20 protein-coding genes are annotated in these 18,845 nt (G+C 60.9%); 14 read left to right on the forward strand and 6 right to left on the reverse strand.

The genetic code is table 11. The annotated features are described in order from the left end of the window. Positions 1-46: 46 nt before the first annotated feature. The 3 genes from FEZ59_RS28345 to FEZ59_RS28355 form a co-directional block, all read right to left on the reverse strand. Entirely contained in the window at positions 47-1,228 is a 1,182-nt protein-coding gene (locus tag FEZ59_RS28345) for an RtcB family protein (protein ID WP_134998819.1), read from the reverse strand. Positions 1,229-1,325: 97 nt separating this feature from the next. Continuing rightward, on the reverse strand, positions 1,326-1,559 hold the full coding sequence (locus FEZ59_RS28350) for a hypothetical protein (RefSeq protein ID WP_019747974.1): 234 nt from the start codon (positions 1,557-1,559) through the stop codon (positions 1,326-1,328). Between the two features lie 82 nt (positions 1,560-1,641). Further along, entirely contained in the window at positions 1,642-2,649 is a 1,008-nt protein-coding gene (locus FEZ59_RS28355; RefSeq protein ID WP_202023238.1) for an iron-siderophore ABC transporter substrate-binding protein, read from the reverse strand. A gap of 144 nt (positions 2,650-2,793) precedes the next feature. Between FEZ59_RS28355 and FEZ59_RS28360 the strand changes: the two genes are divergently transcribed. After that, positions 2,794-3,600 carry an AraC family transcriptional regulator gene (locus tag FEZ59_RS28360; protein WP_134998820.1) on the forward strand — a complete coding sequence of 269 codons (807 nt, stop codon included), beginning with the start codon at positions 2,794-2,796 and terminating at the stop codon, positions 3,598-3,600. A 115-nt stretch (positions 3,601-3,715) separates the two neighbouring features. On the opposite strand, the gene FEZ59_RS28365 is transcribed toward FEZ59_RS28360, so the two are convergent. After that, positions 3,716-4,450 carry a hypothetical protein gene (locus tag FEZ59_RS28365; RefSeq protein ID WP_003942731.1) on the reverse strand — a complete coding sequence of 245 codons (735 nt, stop codon included), beginning with the start codon at positions 4,448-4,450 and terminating at the stop codon, positions 3,716-3,718. 264 nt (positions 4,451-4,714) lie between these two features. Here FEZ59_RS28365 and FEZ59_RS28370 point away from each other — a divergent pair, with 264 nt between their 5' ends. From FEZ59_RS28370 to FEZ59_RS28390, 5 genes are all read left to right on the forward strand, one after another. Then, a complete protein-coding gene (locus FEZ59_RS28370; protein ID WP_134998821.1) occupies positions 4,715-5,071 on the forward strand; it encodes a YraN family protein in 357 nt (118 codons plus the stop codon). Beyond that, on the forward strand, positions 5,071-6,579 hold the full coding sequence (locus FEZ59_RS28375) for a YifB family Mg chelatase-like AAA ATPase (RefSeq protein ID WP_021333044.1): 1,509 nt from the start codon (positions 5,071-5,073) through the stop codon (positions 6,577-6,579). Before FEZ59_RS28370 ends, FEZ59_RS28375 begins: the two co-directional genes overlap by 1 nt. Then, positions 6,576-7,703, forward strand: a complete 1,128-nt coding sequence (gene dprA / locus FEZ59_RS28380) for a DNA-processing protein DprA (RefSeq protein ID WP_020907367.1) — start codon at positions 6,576-6,578, stop codon at positions 7,701-7,703. Before FEZ59_RS28375 ends, dprA begins: the two co-directional genes overlap by 4 nt. A 403-nt stretch (positions 7,704-8,106) precedes the next feature. Next, a complete protein-coding gene (locus tag FEZ59_RS28385) occupies positions 8,107-8,466 on the forward strand; it encodes an Lsr2 family protein (protein ID WP_003942721.1) in 360 nt (119 codons plus the stop codon). Positions 8,467-8,761: 295 nt separating this feature from the next. Continuing rightward, positions 8,762-9,532: a siderophore-interacting protein gene (locus FEZ59_RS28390; RefSeq protein ID WP_020969344.1), complete on the forward strand. Its 771-nt coding sequence runs from the start codon at positions 8,762-8,764 to the stop codon at positions 9,530-9,532. On the opposite strand, the gene FEZ59_RS28395 is transcribed toward FEZ59_RS28390, so the two are convergent. Beyond that, positions 9,529-10,701, reverse strand: a complete 1,173-nt coding sequence (locus FEZ59_RS28395) for a multidrug effflux MFS transporter (RefSeq protein ID WP_080910458.1) — start codon at positions 10,699-10,701, stop codon at positions 9,529-9,531. The two genes, FEZ59_RS28390 and FEZ59_RS28395, sit on opposite strands and share 4 nt — an antisense overlap. 84 nt (positions 10,702-10,785) lie before the next feature. Here FEZ59_RS28395 and FEZ59_RS28400 point away from each other — a divergent pair, with 84 nt between their 5' ends. Further along, positions 10,786-11,712: a tyrosine recombinase XerC gene (locus FEZ59_RS28400; protein WP_020969346.1), complete on the forward strand. Its 927-nt coding sequence runs from the start codon at positions 10,786-10,788 to the stop codon at positions 11,710-11,712. A 122-nt stretch (positions 11,713-11,834) separates the two neighbouring features. Next, the gene (locus tag FEZ59_RS28405; protein ID WP_134998822.1) at positions 11,835-12,944 is read left to right on the forward strand and encodes a MinD/ParA family protein; all 1,110 of its coding nucleotides are present in this window, start codon (positions 11,835-11,837) and stop codon (positions 12,942-12,944) included. A 25-nt stretch (positions 12,945-12,969) separates the two neighbouring features. Here the strand turns inward: FEZ59_RS28405 and FEZ59_RS28410 are convergent, their stop codons facing one another. Then, entirely contained in the window at positions 12,970-13,470 is a 501-nt protein-coding gene (locus FEZ59_RS28410) for a M23 family metallopeptidase (protein ID WP_134998823.1), read from the reverse strand. 307 nt (positions 13,471-13,777) lie between these two features. On the opposite strand from FEZ59_RS28410, the gene rpsB reads away from it, so the two are divergent. The 6 genes from rpsB to FEZ59_RS28440 all read left to right on the forward strand — a co-directional run bounded on the left by rpsB (position 13,778) and on the right by FEZ59_RS28440 (position 18,806). Further along, a complete protein-coding gene (gene rpsB, locus FEZ59_RS28415; protein WP_003942709.1) occupies positions 13,778-14,635 on the forward strand; it encodes a 30S ribosomal protein S2 in 858 nt (285 codons plus the stop codon). A 134-nt stretch (positions 14,636-14,769) separates the two neighbouring features. Beyond that, entirely contained in the window at positions 14,770-15,597 is an 828-nt protein-coding gene (gene tsf / locus FEZ59_RS28420) for a translation elongation factor Ts (RefSeq protein WP_019747987.1), read from the forward strand. Positions 15,598-15,796: 199 nt separating this feature from the next. Next, complete coding sequence (gene pyrH / locus FEZ59_RS28425; protein WP_019747988.1) at positions 15,797-16,525, forward strand: UMP kinase; 729 nt, start codon at positions 15,797-15,799, stop codon at positions 16,523-16,525. A gap of 43 nt (positions 16,526-16,568) precedes the next feature. Next, entirely contained in the window at positions 16,569-17,126 is a 558-nt protein-coding gene (frr, locus tag FEZ59_RS28430) for a ribosome recycling factor (protein WP_003942777.1), read from the forward strand. Positions 17,127-17,174: 48 nt separating this feature from the next. Further along, positions 17,175-18,071, forward strand: a complete 897-nt coding sequence (locus FEZ59_RS28435) for a phosphatidate cytidylyltransferase (protein WP_003942673.1) — start codon at positions 17,175-17,177, stop codon at positions 18,069-18,071. 6 nt (positions 18,072-18,077) lie between these two features. Next, complete coding sequence (locus tag FEZ59_RS28440) at positions 18,078-18,806, forward strand: class I SAM-dependent methyltransferase (RefSeq protein ID WP_029255139.1); 729 nt, start codon at positions 18,078-18,080, stop codon at positions 18,804-18,806. The last annotated feature ends 39 nt before the right edge of the window (positions 18,807-18,845 follow it).

Raw genomic sequence — 18,845 nt, forward strand, 5'->3', positions numbered from 1 at the left:
CGCCGATATCGGCGGGGCACTTTGCATTTCGCGGAGTTGCGCGGGGTCAGTTGCCCTTGACATTCACGATCTGACGCAGCGTGTGTCGAATCTCGACCAAGTCCTTCGCGTCGTCCATCACGACGTCGATGTCCTTGTACGCACCCGGGATCTCGTCGAGGAACGCCGCGGAACGCTTGTATTCGATGCCGACCATCGCCTTGTCGAGATCTTCGATGGTAAAGGTCTTGCGTGCCTGGTTACGTCCGTACACCCGACCCGCGCCGTGGGGGCTGGACTTGAACGACGGCACGTTTCCCTTCCCGACGACGACGTAACTCGCCGTCCCCATCGAACCGGGGATGAGCCCGGGCGTGCCCTCGTCTGCCTTGATCGCACCCTTACGGCTCAGCCACACACCCCGGCCCATATGGAACTCCTTCTGGGTGAAGTTGTGGTGGCAGTTGATCCGCTCGACTTCGTCGATGATCGCGGGCTTGCCGTCACCCATGAAGTGCGCGAAGTCGTTCACCACGCGGTCCATCATCTCTTCGCGGTTGAGCAGAGCGAAGTGTTGAGCCCAGTTGAGATCGGTGATGTACGAGTCGAATTCGGGCGTCTTCTCGACCAGGTAGGCAAGATCCGGATCGGGAAGGTTGATGTACCACCGCTCGCACAAGTCCTTGGCGATCTTGATGTGATGCTGTGCGAGCTTGTTTCCGATACCGCGGCTGCCCGAGTGCAGGAACAGCCAGACGCCGTCGCTCTCGTCGAGCGTCACCTCGATGAAGTGGTTGCCAGAACCCAGCGTTCCGAGCTGAAACCTCCAGTTGTTCTTGAACTTGTCGTAGAAGGCCAGGCGATCGCCCGCAATTGCCTCGAGTTCTGCGATGCGGATTTGCGCCGTGTCGCTCAGCGTCTTGTTGTAGACACCTGCCGAGAGCGGAACGGAGCGTTCGATGCTGTGGCGAAGAACGCTCAGGTCGCGGCCTTGAAGGTCGCGTGCGCTGAACTGGGTTTTGACCGCAATCATTCCGCAGCCGATATCGACTCCGACGGCGGCGGGCATGATTGCGCCTTCCGTCGGAATGACCGAACCCACCGTCGCTCCCGCACCGAGGTGCGCATCCGGCATAAGCGCCAGATGTGGACGGACAAAAGGCATCTGGGACGTACGCAGCGCTTGCTCGCGAGTGTTCTCGTCGAGTATCGATGCCCAGTTCCACAGCTTCTTGGTGATCTTCTCCATCAGATTTCTCCCACATAGTTCACAGCCGAACCGATCGGTCCGGTGTGTCGTGCAGGAATGACCATGCGCTCCGTCAGTGGTTGTGTGCAACCTCTTTTCAGGTGCGCAGACCGTCTGCGAGTTCGTAGATCCGTCCGACGTACTTTTCCTGGAAGGCTTTTCGAGCAGCATCTGCCTGTTGCCGTGCGCCCATCCTGGCGTAGAGGTACTCGAGTTGAACCAAGCTCTCGCCGATGTCGACGCGTCGCTGGTCGAGAACCGTCAACTCGTCGACCAGCCGAGCCAGATCGAGTCGTGCAAGATCTAGCGCTGTCTCCGGTACCTCGTCCATGGTGATCCTCGATGTCCGTGAGTGCTTCCTGAGTTTGAGGCTAGCATCATTCGAACATATTTTCGATACCTGGAATTGTTGGTTACTTCGACAATGTGGCGGTCAGTTGGTCGATGGCGTACGGAATGCTCAGGACGGTATTGCCGGACATCGCCGCGCCGACGGGTGGATCTGCGGTGTATCGCACGACTATCGCATTTCCGTTTTTCACGGCAGGTAGCCGCTGGTAGAGAGTGTTTCCGGCGAGGGCCTTGTCTCCCTCCGGATCGGCCATCACGATCAAACGATCAACGGGTTCGAGGATGTCGTATCGCTCGTTCGGCAGCCAGTTGCCGAACTGGTCGCCGACGAATGCGTCGACCGTCAGGGGGAGGGTGAACCCGAGTGACGAGAGGAAGATGCCGCGTGGGTCGTGCGAAGAGAACACGTATCCCTCGGGAGTGTCGAGGTTGACGATCGTTGCGGTTTGCCCGGAAAACTCCGGGTGTGCAGCGCGAGCGGTGGCAAACGCGTTTTCGGTATCCGTAATCAGTTGCTGAGCTTGTGGTTCTTTGCCGAGGGCGCGCCCGGCTGTGAGTGTCATGTCGGTCCACGGCGTTGTGTATGCGTCGTAGTCCTTGCTCTGCGCGACAGTCGGCGCAATCGAGGTCAGCTTCTTGTAGGTCTCCGCGTCGATGTCGGCGTACAGCGCTAGGATCAGATCTGGTGCGAGGGAGGCGATTTGCTCGAAGTTGAATTCTCCGCCGCTGTTGATGTAGGTCGGAGTTTTCCCCTTCCAGTAGTCCTTCGTCCACGGCCAGCTTTCATCCATGCCGGACCCCCACCATTCGGCCATGCCGACGGGTTCGACTCCCAAGGCGAGCAGTGGTTCGTGATCGGTGTATCCGAGTGTCACTACCCGCCGCGGTTCGGCATCGATGGTCGTCGAACCCTGTGCGTGCTCGATCGTCACGGGGAATGCGTCGTTGCTCTGGGTCGCTGATGCGGTGTCGACGCCTTGCGAGGTTCCACAGGCGGTCGAGAACCCGATGATCGCGGCCGTCGTGAATAAGGCGGCGAGGATTCGGGTGCTACGTGAGGGCACGTGCATGCTCCTTCGAAGTGGTGGGCGAAGTGATCTGAGTTCCGCGTGAAGTGCTGAACTGGTCGCGTCAGCAATAAAGTGAGGCTAACCTTTGCAGGATCGTCGGTCCATCCTTCAGGATGGACTCGGATACGCCCAGAAAGACGCAAAATGTCCACTATCGAGTACTCGACTCGTCCAAAGTCCTTGCTAGCGCTGCCCGATAGTCGCGGACGGACATTCAAAGATTTTCAGGTCTACACCAACGTCGTCGACGGAGTGACTGCGTACGGAGCTCATCGACACCCCGAGCATCAGATCGCCTGGATGAGTGAAGGGACGATGCAGATCGCTGCCGGAGGCAATGTGTGGCACCTGCACAGCGAGCACTTGGTCTGGTTGCCGGGCACCGTTCTCCACGACATGACACTTCTGACGGAGGGGTGCATGATTGCGGCCTATGCGCGTCCGGATCTACGCCCTGCCGGGCCGCGGTGGACTCAGCCACTTGTTCTCGAAGTCGATGCTCTGTCCGCTCAATTGCTGCGTCATCTCGCCGACCGGATCATCGACGATGCTCGGCGGTTGATGAGTCAGGAGTTGCTCTACGACATTCTTGCTGCCGCGCCCGAACGGCACGACGTCCTCGCGGTTCCTCGCAATGCTGCGGCGAGTTCGGTTTCTGCCCGCATCCTTGCCGATCCGGCAGACTCACGGACGCTGGGGGAGTGGGCGGGCGAACTCGGGGTCAGTTCCAAGACCTTGATGCGAGCCTTTGTCGCCGATACCGGGATTACCTTCGGGCAGTGGAGAACTCGAGCACGCATGTACGCATCACTCGAGATGCTCGCGCGGGGTGAGGGTGTCAATGACGTTGCCCCGCAGGTTGGTTACCGCACCAGCAGTGGGTTCATCGCCGCATTTCGGGAAACCTTCGGTACGACGCCGGCCCGGTACGGAGGAAAGCTGATGCGGTGATTTGCTGATGATTTCTTGAACTCGGTTGACGGCAAAGCTTTGTTCGGCAACGTAGAAATGGGCCGAGCTACCAGCATCTGCTGGTAGCTCGGCCGACTTACTAATCTGAACTGAGTCAGCTCATGTTGCCGAGCACATTGCCCAAGACACCGCTGATGACATTGGTCATCGACCCCTGCGGGTCGGTCAGTGAGCCGAATACCTGGCCTGATCCGGAGTTGAGTGAGCCGAAGCCCATGTCCTCGAGGCTTCCGGCGCCTGCCTCGACGGGGTTCGGCTGCCGGATGGTGACGCAGACGCCCATCGGATTGATGTTCCAGTCGCCCGCCGCCAGCACAATGTTGGTGCCGGCGCCGCTGTCGAGCTGCGTGCCTACAACTGCGTTATCGGGAACTTTGTAGGTGGTTTCCAAAGCGATGACGCCGCCGCCCGCAGTGGTCCATCCGCCGCCCTTTGCCACCACGGAGTTGTTGCCGACAACGACGGTCTTGGTGACGTCGTCCCACTTCTGGTCGCCGATAAGCCATTTGACGTTCAGGCGAGCCTTGACCAGCTGGAATCCTGCCGGGTGGAAATCGCGGATCTGATTGACGAGGGCTCCGGAACCGGAAACCTTGGTGATGTAGGTGACCGTCTGACCCGCGGCGACCTTGCCATCGCCGACAACCTCCTTGCTGACGGTGTACGGCGTCCCGAGGGAACCGGCCCAACTGTCGGTGACCGACTGGTTGAGCGCGCATGCCGGTGCTGCTTGCGCCACCGAGGCTCCAAGTCCAACAGTGACGCCGGCGGCGATGAGAACGAGGGATGTAGTGGTTGCTACTGCGTGGCGAAGTGAGCGGCGGGCCATGTAGAACTCCATTCAGCGGGGTGCGTGACGGTTTGAGCAAAACTGTAACTAGTTCTACTGGACTTTCGTCCAAATTGTGGGGATTTCAGAAAATTGTCACGGTTCGGGTCGCCGTTGGTGTGTCGCGCTGCCGAATTCCACAGCTTCTGAGTTGTCAACAGGTTGTTTTCGGGTGGCTTGGTTTTGTGGTGGTGGGTCGAGGGTGGTGGTTGGGACGCGTTTCGTATCGGCGGGCGCGCGGTCGTGTGAGTGGTGGGGGCTGCGATGGCGAGGAATATGGCGTTGGGGGCTCGGGGCGAGGATGTGGCTGTCGAGTTCCTGATCGATTCTGGTTTGGAGATTGTCCAGCGCAATTGGCGTTGTCGGTACGGCGAGTTGGATGTTGTTGCGACGTCCGGTGATCGGATTGTGTTCGTGGAGGTGAAGACTCGGTCGGGTGTCGGGTACGGGAGTCCGGCGGAGTCGGTGACGTTCGCGAAGCAGCGTCGGATTCGGGTGCTGGCGATGCAGTGGCTCACTGATTCGGGTCGGTCGTGGTCGAGGGTGCGTTTCGATGTGGTGGCGGTGTTGATCGGCCGCGACGGCGTGCCTTCGGTCGAGCATTTTGTGGATGCGTTCTGATGGCGTTGGGGCGGGCGCATTCTGTTGCGGTCAGTGGCGTGGACGGGCAGATCGTGGAGATCGAGGCGGATATCGGGCGCGGGTTGCCTGCGGTGCATTTGGTGGGGCTGCCGGATACTGCGTTGCACGAGTCGCGTGATCGGATTCGGGCCGCGGTGACCAATTCTGGTGAGGAGTGGCCGGACAGCAAGGTGATTTTGGCGTTGTCGCCGGCGACGTTGCCGAAGGTGGGCAGCGTTTACGATTTGGCTCTGTCGTTGTCGGTTCTCGACGCGGCGAAGAAATTACCGCGGAAGTTGTTGCGGGAGACTGTCTTTTTGGGGGAGTTGGCACTCGACGGTCGTTTGCGGACGGTGCGTGGTGTGTTGCCTGCGGTGCTTGCGGCGAAGCGGGCGGGGTGGGGGACTGTGGTGGTTCCAGCTCGGGCGTTGGCTGAGGCGGGCCTGGTGAAGGGGATCGAAGTGCTGGGCGCTGACGATCTGTCCGCGGTGATCGGGTGGTTGCGTGGTGAGTTGGCGCTGGCTGTTCCTGATGTTTTCGAGCGCGCTGATGTGGTGACGGTGCGGGATCTGAGTGAGGTTGTCGGGCAGACGGATGCTCGGTGGGCGATCGAGGTTGCTGCGGCGGGTGCGCATCATTTGATGTTGACGGGTCCGCCGGGGATCGGGAAAACGATGTTGGCGCAGAGGCTTCCGGGGATTCTTCCGCCGTTGACGGAGGGGGAGTCGTTGGAGGTGACGGCGATTCATTCGGTGGCGGGGGTGTTGCCGGAGGATCGGCCGTTGATCGATATGCCGCCTTTCATTGCGCCGCATCACAGTTCGTCGGTCAGTTCGCTGGTGGGTGGTGGTAGTGGGATGGCTCGTCCTGGTGCGGTCAGCCGGGCTCATCGCGGCGTGCTGTTTCTCGACGAATGTGCCGAGATCGGGGTGAAGGTGCTCGAAGCGCTACGCACGCCACTCGAAGACGGGGAAGTACGAATCGCCCGGCGGGACGGAGTTGCGCGGTACCCGGCGCGGTTCCAGCTGATCCTGGCCGCCAATCCCTGCCCATGCGCGCCGCCGCGAGACGCGGATTGTGTCTGTGCACCCGCGGCGCGTCGCCGTTACCTGGGGAAATTGTCCGGCCCGCTCTTGGACCGAGTCGACATCAGGGTTCGGATGCAGGCCGTTGCAACCGGAGCGCTGATCGACGAAGTAGGGGAAAGTACCGGCGATGTTCGTGCGCGCGTGGCGGCGGCTCGAGACACTGCAGCCCAGCGGTGGAGTGAGTACGGGTGGCGGACCAATGCGGAAGTACCAGGGCCCGCGTTGAGACAGAAGTTCAGACTCTCGCGTGCGGCGCTGGCGCCGGTGGAACGGGCGCTGCGTAAAGGTGTGATCACTGCTCGTGGGGCGGACCGAGCGTTGCGGGTTGCCTGGAGTGTCGCCGATCTGGCAGGTGAGGCGATGCCCGGACCAGACCAAGTTGTCACCGCACTCGACTTCCGAGACAGGGGATTCCAATGACTGCACACGATCCGCGACTACTCGCTTGGGCATATCTGTCCCGCGTCGTGCAGGGCCCAAGCGCGTATATGTCCATGTTGATCGACGAGCTCGGGGTCGAAGAAACTGCGAGGGCGGTCCGCAACGGCGATCTGCCACCCGCGATCGAGGAGAAGACACGAGCCCGCGCTCACATCGACACAGCCCAACGAGACCTCGACCTGATGGAGGCGATGGGTGGCAGGCTCGTAACACCGAACTGCGCCGATTGGCCGGCGTGGCGAATGCTTTCCTTCGACGGACTCGATGCCTCCGGGGGTGAGACGGCGCCATTTGTGTTGTGGGTGTTGGGGTCCGGGGATTTGGTTGATCTGACCGAGAGATCGGTTGGGATTGTCGGCACGCGAGCATCTACTGCGTACGGCGAACACGTGACGGCAGAGATTGCCGGTGACCTCGCTGTCGACGGATGGACCGTGATTTCCGGGGCGGCCTTCGGTATCGACGGGGCCGCGCACCGCGCTGCATTGGGCGTAGGTGGAAACACACTGGCTGTCTTGGCCTGTGGGGTCGATCGAGCGTATCCGTCAGGGCATGCGCGACTACTCAAACAGATAGCGAGTTCGGGTGCAGTGATAAGTGAATATCCACCGGGCACAACACCTGCAAAGTTCCGGTTTCTGGCAAGGAATCGACTGGTAGCTGCGTTGTCGGACGGAGTAGTGGTGGTCGAGGCGGGTTGGCGCAGTGGTGCACGCAATACCGCCAATTGGGCCCGGAAATTGGGCCGCCCGGTAATGGCGGTGCCCGGGCCGGTTACTTCGGCATCGTCGACCGGATGTCACCGGATGATCCGCGAAGGTGAAGCGCAACTCGTTTCCAATGCCGTGGATGTAGTCGAAGCGTCAGGTCCATTTGGTGTCGGGGATTCCGCGGAGGATGCAGCCGCTACACGTGACATCGACGCATTGCGGGGCAATTCTCGATTGGTATACGAAGCATTGCCGGGAACAGGTTCACGTAGTACGCGTGAGCTGTCCGAGGAATCGGGATTGCTCATAACGCAGGTTCGTGCAACTCTTCCTCTGCTCGAACTCGAGGGGTTTGCGAGTTCTGATTCGAGTGGATGGTTTCGGACGCGGTAGCGCGTGAACTTGATTGTGCTCGTCCGGTGGGCGGGTGGCGATGCCCACTAACCGTTTCGGCGAGAACGAAACTCGAATACCCTCGCGATGCGGGTAATTGCACGTCAGGACTGCTTTTCGTGAACTCGATCGGCCTGTGTGCAGCGTTATTCTCGACCCAGCTTTGCAGACCTGGCCGTGAATTTAACGGGCCTCAGGAAAGTCTCAGGTCAATGTGCTTTGAAGTCTGATTAGTCTGGATCCCCTGAGTGCGGGTATTGATTGGTGCGTCGTTAACCCGCTGCTAATTCGGACCATTGAGTCTGTTCGGAAATGGCACAGGTTTCCGGACTTCTTTTGTTCATCAACGCTCTATCTGTGTATTGTGAAGGAGAATTGAATCGATCATTGAAAGAGGAGTGCAATGGCTGAGAAGCTGATTCGGCAACTCATCGACGACCTTGACGGCAAGCCGATTGACGATGGATTCGGTGATCGAATTGAGTTCTCTTACCAGGGAACGGATTACGTGATCGATCTGCGCGCCACCAATGCAGAGAAGTTCGACGCTGCGGTGAAGCCGTTCGTCGAGGCGGCGGCGAAGGTGAGCGGGAAGCGTGGCAAGAAGGCGCAGGCTGCATCTCCGCAGGCCACGTCGGGTTCTGGCCGCTCCAAGGAGACGCTCCAGGCCATTCGTGATTGGGCGGGTAAGAACGGTTACGAAGTTGCTCCGCGCGGGCGTATCAAAGCGGAAATCATCGACGCTTTCGACGCTGCACACTAGGTTGAATTAATATCTCCTCTGGCCCCTGGCGAACCTCGCCGGGGGCCAGAGGCGTATTTTACTATTGCTTTGCTGAATTTCTCCGATAGCGATGTGCTGCCTGATCATGCACGAGTCCTGATTCGGAAATTTGGCTGCCACCGACGAATTTACCCGGCAGAGTGGTCGGTTTATTTCGTTGAGCACCGTGGTCTGTCGCGCGCGGGGCGGATGTACCGGGGGAGGCATTTTGTCCATGCGCTGCAATTGTCGTGTACCTTAGTTAGGTAACACTAACTTTTGGAAGGATCTTTCTGTGGCCAAGCCGACAACTGCATTGACGGTTCTGCGGACCGAACAATTGACTCCCCATATGGTGCGAGTGTTTCTCGGGGGACCGGGCTTCGAGTCCTTCACTCCCAGCGAATACAGCGATTCCTATGTAAAGATCGAATTCGGCACTCCTGATCAGCCGATACTGCGCACCTACACGATTCGTTCGTACGATCTTGATGCCAAAGAGATTGCAATCGATTTTGTCGTCCACGGCGACATGGGAGTTGCAGGTCCGTGGGCCGCGTCCGTTCAGCCGGGCGCTGAGATTACCCTGCGTGGACCGGGTGGCGCGTTTTCGCCGTCACCATCCGCTGATTGGTATCTCTTCGTCGGAGACGAGACCGCAATACCTGCTATTACTGCTTCGATAGCGAGATTGGCGCCGGATGCGGTCGGCTACGCCGTCGTCGAAGTCGGGGGGCCGGAAGACGAAATCGCGCTCGATGCCCCAGAAGGTATTGCCGTGACCTGGCTGCATCGCGGAGCATCGTCCGATGCTGTCGGCGAAGAATTAGCTGGCGACAACGCTCCGGTTGTCGCCGCGGTCAAGGCACTCGAATGGTTGCCGGGCGAACCGCACGTGTTCATTCACGGTGAAGCACAAGCCGTCATGCACAACCTCCGGCCGTACATTCGCAAGGAACGAAATGTCCCGGCGTCAGCTGCTTCTATTTCCGGCTATTGGCGTCGTGGTCGCACCGAAGAAGGCTTCCGGGTCTGGAAGTCCGAACTCGCCGCGGCCGAAAACTAACTCGCGGTGGCCTTGCCGCGAGTCAGCAACACGAGCGCAACGGCCGCGAGAACTCCGAAGGTGGGAATTGCGATTGCCATCGGCACGGCAGTGTCTTCTCCCGCAATTCCCACCAACGGCGAAACCAGCGCTGCCAAGCCGAACTGGCCCGCTCCCATCAGGGCTGAACCAGTTCCGGCCGCGTTGGTGACCTCTCCTTGGGCGAGAGCGGTTGCATTGCCCATGATGAACCCGATGCTCGAAATCGCCACGAACAGCGGGACCAAGATCAACCACGTATTCGTGGAACTGAAAACCACGCTGGTACAGAACAATACGGCGCCGCCAATGAGGAGCAGGCACACCCCGAAACGCAGCAGCGTGCGAGCTCCGACGCGACCGAGCAGGCGAGTGGTGATCATCGCTGCCGTGACCATTCCGGTGGCGTTCACTGCGAACACGATCGAGAATTGTGACGGACTCAGCCCGAGAACATTCTGAACGACGAACGGTGACGCGGAGATGTACGCGAACAAGGCGCCGAATCCGAAGACGAATGCGAGCGCATATCCGAGGTAGTGCCGGTTTCGGACCACGTACTGCAGATTCGAGATCAGGGCCTTCAAACCACCGCCATGGCGTCGCTCGGGTGGAAGTGTCTCGGGAACGAGCAAAACGACACCAGCCACCATCACGGCGCCCGCGACAGCCAGGACCCAGAAGATTCCGCGCCATCCGACGGGGCCGAGAAGTGCGCCGCCGATCAGTGGCGCGACCACGGGAGCGATACCGCCGATGATCATCATGATGCTGAAGAGCTTCGCTGCGTCGTCGCCACGCGCTCGGTCGGCAATACAAGCGCGGGCAAGAACGATGGCAGCGCCTCCACTCAAGCCTTGGACGAGTCGTGCACCGATGAGAAACTCGATGTTCGGCGCCACAGCGCATGCCGCGCCGCTCAGTGCCGTGACGATTGTCGCGGCCAGCAGTATTCGTCGCCTGCCAAGTCCGTCGGAGATGGGACCGATGATCAGCTGGCCGATTCCGAGGCCTGCCATGAAGGTGGTCAGCGTGAGCTGAACGCTGGCCGCAGTAGTGTCGAGTGCATCCGCCATCAAAGGTAGGCCGGGCAGGTACATGTCGATGGACAGTGGAGCGATTGCGGAAATCAGTGCCAGTACACATAACATCTTCAGAGGAATTGCTCGATTCACCGATCAACCCTATCGGCGAGGGAGCTTGCGGTTTCAATCGCGGCGAGCGAGCGTGTGTTCATGACTGACGCATTGCCGGCGAGCTTGAGCGTTCACCTCGATGCGTATGCCGAGCACCTCCGACTGAGCCGAGGCCGGTCGGAACACACGATCCGCGCCTACGTCGGTGACGCGCGGGCATTGCTGGCCCATTTCTCCGCGGGTTCGGAGAATGCAGATCTCGACCGCCTCGACCTAAGTGTCATGCGTTCGTGGTTGGCCGCCCAGAATGCCGTAGGAACAGCCCGTACGACGGTAGCTCGACGGGCTTCTTCGGCGCGTGGTTTCACTGCGTGGCTCGCGCAGACCGGACGTATTTCCGTCGACCCGGGCACGCGCCTGGCGGCTCCACCTGCTCGTCGCACGCTGCCGACGGTGCTGCGTCAGAGCCAGGCCCTCGACGCAATGGATGCAGCGGAAAGCGGTGCGCAGCAACAAGAGCCGCTCGCCCTGCGAGACCGACTCATCGTGGAATTGTTGTACTCCACCGGAATTCGCGTCGGCGAGTTGTGTGGACTGGACGTCGAGTCCGTCGATGCTGATCGACGTTTGCTTCGTGTCCTCGGCAAGGGGAACAAGGAGCGATCGGTGCCATACGGCCTGCCTGCAGAATCGGCACTGAACGGGTGGCTGGAGCACGGACGACCCGCGCTGAGTTCGGATAGGTCCGGGCGAGCATTGCTCCTCGGAGTTCGAGGCGGCCGGCTCGATCAGCGTCAGGCGCGTTCGGTGGTCCACGAAACCATGGCTGCAATTCCAGGGGCTCCCGACATGGGTCCGCACGGGCTTCGGCACTCGGCTGCGACACATTTGCTGGAGGGTGGTGCAGACCTTCGTGTGGTCCAAGAACTCCTCGGGCATGCGAGTTTGGCGACCACTCAGCTGTACACGCACGTGTCGGTCGAACGCCTTCGATCGGTCCACGATCAGGCCCATCCACGCGCCTAGATTGTGAAGCGACGCGAGTTCTCGGCCGGTATTTGGTAGCGTCGCAGCTCAGAAGAGTGAACAATCGGCAAGTTCGATCGTCGTGTCGAGACACTCGATGACATGCGAAATCCGGGGGATTCGTGAACCGCCAAGATGTGAAGCACCTGCCGAACAGCGGCCAACCGGCCTGGCTGTCCGAAGCGCCGCAACCGGCTCCCGAGCCGGCGCCGACGCCGGAGCCTGTGGCACGACTGCAAGAGGTCTGGACCACGCCACCGCCACCGTCGAGCCAACAGCAGGTGACAAACCAGGATCTGGTTGCCGAAGCTTTACTGAAACGCCCTAAACGGACGCCGCGTGGCGGATGGCGTAGGGGATTGCATCGTGCGACCGGAGGTGTAGTCAATCTGGGGGATTCGACCAACGAACAGCGCAACCGTGCACTGGCCGCCCGAATCGAGCAGCCGATCCGTAACGACTACCGAGTCGCTTTGCTCTCGCTCAAAGGGGGCGTGGGCAAGACGACGGTCACGGTCGGACTCGGTGCGACATTTGCTTCGCTTCGTGGTGACTGCGTCGTGGCGGTTGACGCCAATCCCGATTTCGGAACTTTGGCGCAACGTGTTCCGCTGCAGACCAATTCGACGGTACGCGATCTGATTGCTGCTAGACCGGACATAAAGAGCTATTCGGACGTTCGAGTGCACACATCCCAGTCGTCGAGTCGTCTCGAGGTCCTGGCGAGTGAGCAGGATCCGGCGATTTCGGAGGCGTTCAGCGAGGCTGACTATCGCCAGGTCATCGACATCTTGCAGGTCTACTACAACATCATCCTCACTGATTGCGGTACCGGGATCATGCACTCGGCGATGAACGGCGTTCTCGATCTTGCCAATTCGTTGGTTCTCGTCAGTTCGCCGGCAATCGACGGAGCGAGCAGCGCAGCGGCAACGCTCGATTGGCTTCAGTTGCACGGATACGGCCATCTGGTCGAACGGACCGTCGTCGTCATCAGCGCCGCCCGACCAGGGTCGAGCGTGATCGACATGGACGCTTTGGTGGACTATTTCATGCGTCGATGCCGCGCCGTCGAGGTCATTCCTTTCGACGAGCATCTCGCGGAGGGGTCGGTGATGGACCTCGAGTTGATGCGACCGGCCACCAGACGAGCGTTCATGGAACTGGCAGCGATGGTGGCCGACGACTTCGCGGACGCTGTGGGTCGGCACGCCGTTTCCGAGTGGCACTGATTCTGCGACCGATTTCTGCGACCGATCAGCCTCCTTTCAATGGCTTGAGCCTGAGCGGTTGCGTCCGAACGAGTCCGAGTGGATCGAGATACTCGCGTCCACGGCGCAAGCCCCAGTGCAGACATGCTTCGACAGCACACCCTTCGTGCCCGGTTTCGAGGGTTCCGATCACGGACCTGGCGGCGACGCGTTCACCTGCGCGAACGACTGCCAAGACGGGTTCGTAGGTCGTGCGTAGGCCGCCGGAGTGATCTATCGACACCGTCGGCTTTCCGGCGACCACTCCCGCGAACACCACAATGCCGTCGCCGGCCGCGAGGACGGATTGGCCGGCACTGCCGCCGAGATCGACCCCGCGATGACCCGGCAGCCAATTCTTGGCCGGTTTGTCGAAAGCGCGTTCCACGTGCGGCCGGGGAGCGAGCGGCCAGTCGAAACGCGCGTCTGCCGACGCCGTGCCTACGGCCACACAGCAGGAGATCACGGCAACGACCACTCCTCGTCGAGCTCCGCGAAACATCGTCATTCCTTGATCTTGCGTGGAGTCGCACGCGCTTCAATGCAGATCAGACGGGTAATCCACAGGATGACCGCCGATCCACAACCGCCGGTTCGGTCTGTTGCTTCCGGGGTGGTTATGGCATCGGCGGACGAGGACGTACACTTGTCGAGCGGTCTGTGCTCGCACAGTCCGACTTCGCGCGCCCGCGCACGTTTTCCGGCCTCGGCTGGTCCTGGTTCTCACGAAACAGGTCCGACGGCCGTGCGGGTGCCAGGGCAGGGATCACCCGATCGCCTGCATCAACCGGATTGAAAGTTTGAGGTACACAGCCATGGCTGTCGTAACCATGAAGCAGATGCTCGATAGTGGAACCCACTTCGGACATCAGACCCGTCGCTGGAACCCGAAGATGAAGCGATTCATCTTGACCGACCGCAACGGCATCTACATCATCGACCTCCAGCAGACGCTGACGTACATCGACAAGGCGTACGAGTTCGTCAAGGAGACCGTTGCCCACGGCGGCACCGTCCTCTTCGTCGGCACCAAGAAGCAGGCGCAGGAGTCCATCGCTTCCGAAGCGACTCGCGTCGGAATGCCCTACGTCAACCAGCGTTGGCTCGGCGGCATGCTCACCAACTTCACTACCGTTCACAAGCGTCTGCTTCGCCTCAAGGAGCTCGAGGCAATGGAGCAGACCGGTGGATTCGAAGGTCGCACCAAGAAGGAAATCCTCATGCTCACGCGTGAGATGACCAAGCTGGATCGCACCCTCGGTGGTATCCGCGACATGGCCAAGGTTCCTTCCGCGGTGTGGATCGTCGACACCAACAAGGAGCACCTGGCAGTTGCCGAGGCTCGCAAGCTGAACATCCCGGTCATCGCGATCCTGGACACCAACTGCGACCCCGACCTCGTCGACTACCCGATCCCGGGCAACGACGACGCCATCCGTTCCGCAGCACTGCTGACCAAGGTTGTCGCTTCCGCGGTTGCCGAAGGTGTGCAGGCACGTGCAGGACTGAGCGCCGACAAGGACGCGAAGCCCGAAGCCGGCGCAGGCGAGCCCCTCGCCGAGTGGGAGCAGGAACTGCTCTCGCAGGCAGCTCCGGCTGCAGAGGCTGAGGCAGCTCCGGCTGCAGAGGCTGAGGCAGCCCCCGCCGCAGAGGCACCGGCCACCGAGGCCTGATTCGTTGAAACCGGCCCTGACCAAGAGTTCTTTTGGTCAGGGCCGTTTCACCGTTAGGCCCGAGCACCACCGTCAGGCCGTGCTTCACCGTTAGTCCTAGGTCCGAAACAGACACATGAGGAGGCTCGCTAATCATGGCGAACTACACCGCCGCTGACGTCAAGCGGCTCCGTGAGCTCACCGGCTCCGGAATGATGGCATGTAAGAACGCACTCGCAGATGCAGACGGCGATTTCGACAAGGCCGTCGAGCAGCTGCGCATCAAGGGCGCGAAGGATGTCGGAAAGCGCGCAGAGCGCACCACCGCTGAGGGTCTCGTCGTCGCCAAGGACGGCGTCATGATCGAGATCAACTGCGAGACCGACTTCGTCGCCAAGAACGACGAGTTCATCAAGCTGGCCGACGAGATCGTGACCGTCGCTGCTGCTGGCAAGCCTGCGGACCTCGACGCTCTCAAGGCGCTCGAGCTCGACGGCAAGACCATCGACACCGTCATTGCGGAGCAGTCCGCGAAGATCGGCGAGAAGCTCGAACTGAGCCGCGTCGCTTCCTTCGACGGCCCCGTTGCCGTTTACCTGCACAAGCGCAGCTCCGACTTGCCGCCCGCTGTCGGCGTTCTCATCGAGTACACCGGCGAAGGCGATGCTGCTGCTGAGGCCGCTCGCGGCGCTGCAATGCAGGTCGCAGCACTCAAGGCAAAGTACGTCACGCGTGACGAGGTTCCCGCTGAAATCGTCGCTTCCGAGCGTCACATCGCCGAGGAGACCGCCCGCGCAGAAGGCAAGCCCGAGCAGGCTCTGCCGAAGATCATCGAAGGCCGCGTCAACGGTTTCTTCAAGGACGTCGTTCTGACCGAGCAGTCTTCGGTCACGGACTCCAAGAAGACCGTCAAGGCGATCCTCGACGAGGCAGGCGTGACCATCAAGCGCTTCGTGCGTTTCGAGGTCGGCGCCTCCGCTTAATTCGGAGCCCGTACACATGGACCCCGCCTGAAGAGCATTGCTCTACCGGCGGGGTCTACGTGTACCTGGGGCCTCCGATGAGGCAGGATAAGAGTGCTTCGGGACGAGTCCCGGGGGCTTTCCTATGTCGCGGTGTCCGATTCGGCGGCAGAAGAAGAATGAAGGACCTACAAGGTCTTGTATCGAACTGAGGAGAACAATGTCCGAACCAGCCAACGAACGTCCAGGATTCAAGCGGGTCCTGCTCAAACTCGGCGGCGAAATGTTCGGAGGCGGCAAAGTCGGTCTCGATCCCGACGTGGTCACCAAGGTGGCTGAGCAGATCGCAGAGGTCGTTCGATCGGGCGTACAGGTTGCAGTGGTCATCGGCGGCGGAAACTTCTTCCGCGGAGCGGAACTGCAGCAGCGTGGCCTCGATCGCGCGCGCTCCGACTACATGGGCATGCTCGGCACCGTCATGAACTGCCTCGCTCTGCAGGATTTCCTGGAGAAGGCCGGCGTCGATTCTCGAGTGCAGACGGCAATCACCATGGGACAGGTCGCCGAGCCGTACCTTCCGCTTCGCGCACGTAGGCACCTCGAGAAGGGGCGCGTAGTCATCTTCGGTGCCGGGATGGGTATGCCCTACTTCTCCACCGACACCACTGCTGCGCAGCGCGCGCTGGAGATCGGTGCCGAGGTAGTGCTGATGGCCAAGGCCGTCGACGGCGTCTACTCGGCCGACCCGCGTATCGACCCGGACGCGACGATGTACGAACAGATCACGCACCGCGAGGTCATCGAACGTGAGCTCAAGGTCGCGGACGCGACGGCGTTCAGCCTGTGCATGGACAACTCGATGCCGATGATGGTGTTCAACCTCCTCACCGAAGGAAACATCGCTCGCGCGGTGTCCGGTGAGAAGATCGGCACCCTGATCAAGTCGTGAGTGACACCCAAAAAATGATGCAGAACAACATGGAGGAACAGCCGTGATCGATGAAGCGCTCTTCGAGGCAGAAGAGAAGATGGAAAAGGCTGTCACGGTAGCCAAGGACGATCTCGGCTCGGTTCGCACCGGACGCGCGAACCCCGGTATGTTCTCGCGCATCGTGATCGACTACTACGGTTCGATCACGCCGATCACGCAGCTCGCGAGCATCAACGTCCCCGAGGCCCGCATGGTCATCGTCAAGCCGTACGAGGCTTCGCAGCTCAACGCGATCGAGACGGCGATCCGCAACTCGGATCTCGGTGTGAACCCGTCCAACGACGGCAGCATCATCCGCATCTCGGTTCCGCAGCTCACTGAAGAGCGTCGTCGTGAACTGGTGAAGCAGGCCAAGTCCAAGGGCGAGGATTCGAAGGTCACGCTGCGCAACATCCGCCGCAAGGCGATGGACGAACTCGGCCGGATCCAGAAGGACGGTGAAGCCGGCGAGGACGAGGTCGGTCGCGCAGAGAAAGAACTCGACAAGACCACGGCGAAGTACGTGCACACGGTCGAGGAACTCGTCAAGCACAAGGAAGCAGAGTTGATGGAGGTATAGCCTCCTCATTTGCAGTGTTTGTCGTCGGGAGTAGATCAGGGAGTTTGGGTGCACGCACAAGAGGGAACCGCCGGTGGTCCCGTCACGGACGGGCCTACGGGCGGCGCTGAGGGCGCGCAACCGCCGAAGTCGAAGGCGGGCAGGAACCTACCTGCCGCCATCGGCGTCGGAGCTGGTCTCGGAGCCTTGGTCATCGGCACTTTGATCTTCCTGCCCCCGGGATGGATCGCTGTCGTCGCGATCGCGATGTTCATCGCGACGTGGGAGGTCACAACGCGGCTTCGTGAAGCCGACATCGAGGTGCCGCGAATTCCCCTTCTCGTCGGAGGGCAAGCCACGATCTGGCTCGGCTGGCCGTGGGGACCGGTCGGGGTGCTCAGCGGATTCACCGCAACCGTCCTGGTGTGCATGGTGTGGCGGTTGTTCGACCACGGGCTCAAGGCGACCCCGAAGAACTTCCTAAGAGACACCTCCATCACGGTGTTCGTTCTGGCGTGGATCCCGCTGTTGGCGTCATTCGGTGCGTTGATGGTGCTCGAAGACGACGGCCCGGGTCGCGTTTTCGTCCTGATGATCGGTGTCGTGTGCTCCGACATCGGCGGTTACGCGGCCGGAGTGCTGTTCGGGAAGCACCCGATGGTGCCGGCTGTGAGTCCGAAGAAGTCCTGGGAAGGATTCGTCGGCTCCCTCATTTTCTGCGTCATCGGCAGTCTGCTTTCGGTGACGTTGATCCTCGACGCGAACTCGATGATCGGCGTCCTGCTCGGTGTCGTCCTGGTGGTAGTCGCGACGGTCGGCGACCTGATCGAATCGCAGATCAAGCGTGAACTCGGCATCAAGGACATGGGAACCCTGCTTCCCGGCCACGGCGGAATCATGGATCGCCTGGATTCACTCCTGCCGTCGGCATTTGTCACCTGGCTGATTCTGTACGCACTCGTCTGATTTCGCGTGCGTGATTTCTTCTCCGGCCGTTCCAAGCCGATCCCCAGCCCGAACATCTGGCATTGGCCGGACGTGTACGAAATCGAGAACCGCGCGCAGGACGTCGACGGTTCCATTTGGGCCGCGATGCGAGCCCAGGTCGACTGGTCTGGACGCGACGTCGTCGATGTCGGCTGTGGGGCGGCGTTCCATCTACCGGAGTTCGCTCGTACTGCCCGTCGTGTTGTCGGAGTGGAGCCGCACGCACCGCTGGTGAAGGCCGCGCGGGAACGAACCCGCGATTCGGCGTCGATCGACGTAGTCCAGGGTTCAGCAGAGTCCACGGGTCTGGTGGATGCTTCAGTCGATCTCGTTCATGCCCGTACGGCGTACTTTTTCGGCAAAGGCTGCGGCCCGGGAATTCGTGAAGCCATGCGCATCCTGAGGCCCGGGGGAGCCCTGCTGATCGTGGATCTCGATGTGAGCGCCGGCCCGTATGGAGAGTGGATGAGGGCGGATCTGCCCAAATACGATCCCGCGGCGGTCGAAGGATTCTTCGAGGCTCAAGGGTTCTCGCTCACGCGTGTCGACGCCCGGTGGGAGTTCGAGAATCGAGACGACTTGCGGCGGGTACTCGGAATCGAGTTCACCGAGAAGACTGCCGAGCGTGCGTTCTCGCAAGTAACGGGATTGGGCTTCACGGTGAGATACCGGATCCATGTTCGGTCCAAACCACGATCACTCGAACTTGCGTGAAAGCGGACTCAAAAGACGAACGTCAGGCGCTCCGACTTG

It is taken from the genome of Rhodococcus sp. MS13 (assembly GCF_013277835.1).
GTDB classification, from domain to species: domain Bacteria; phylum Actinomycetota; class Actinomycetes; order Mycobacteriales; family Mycobacteriaceae; genus Rhodococcus_F; species Rhodococcus_F erythropolis.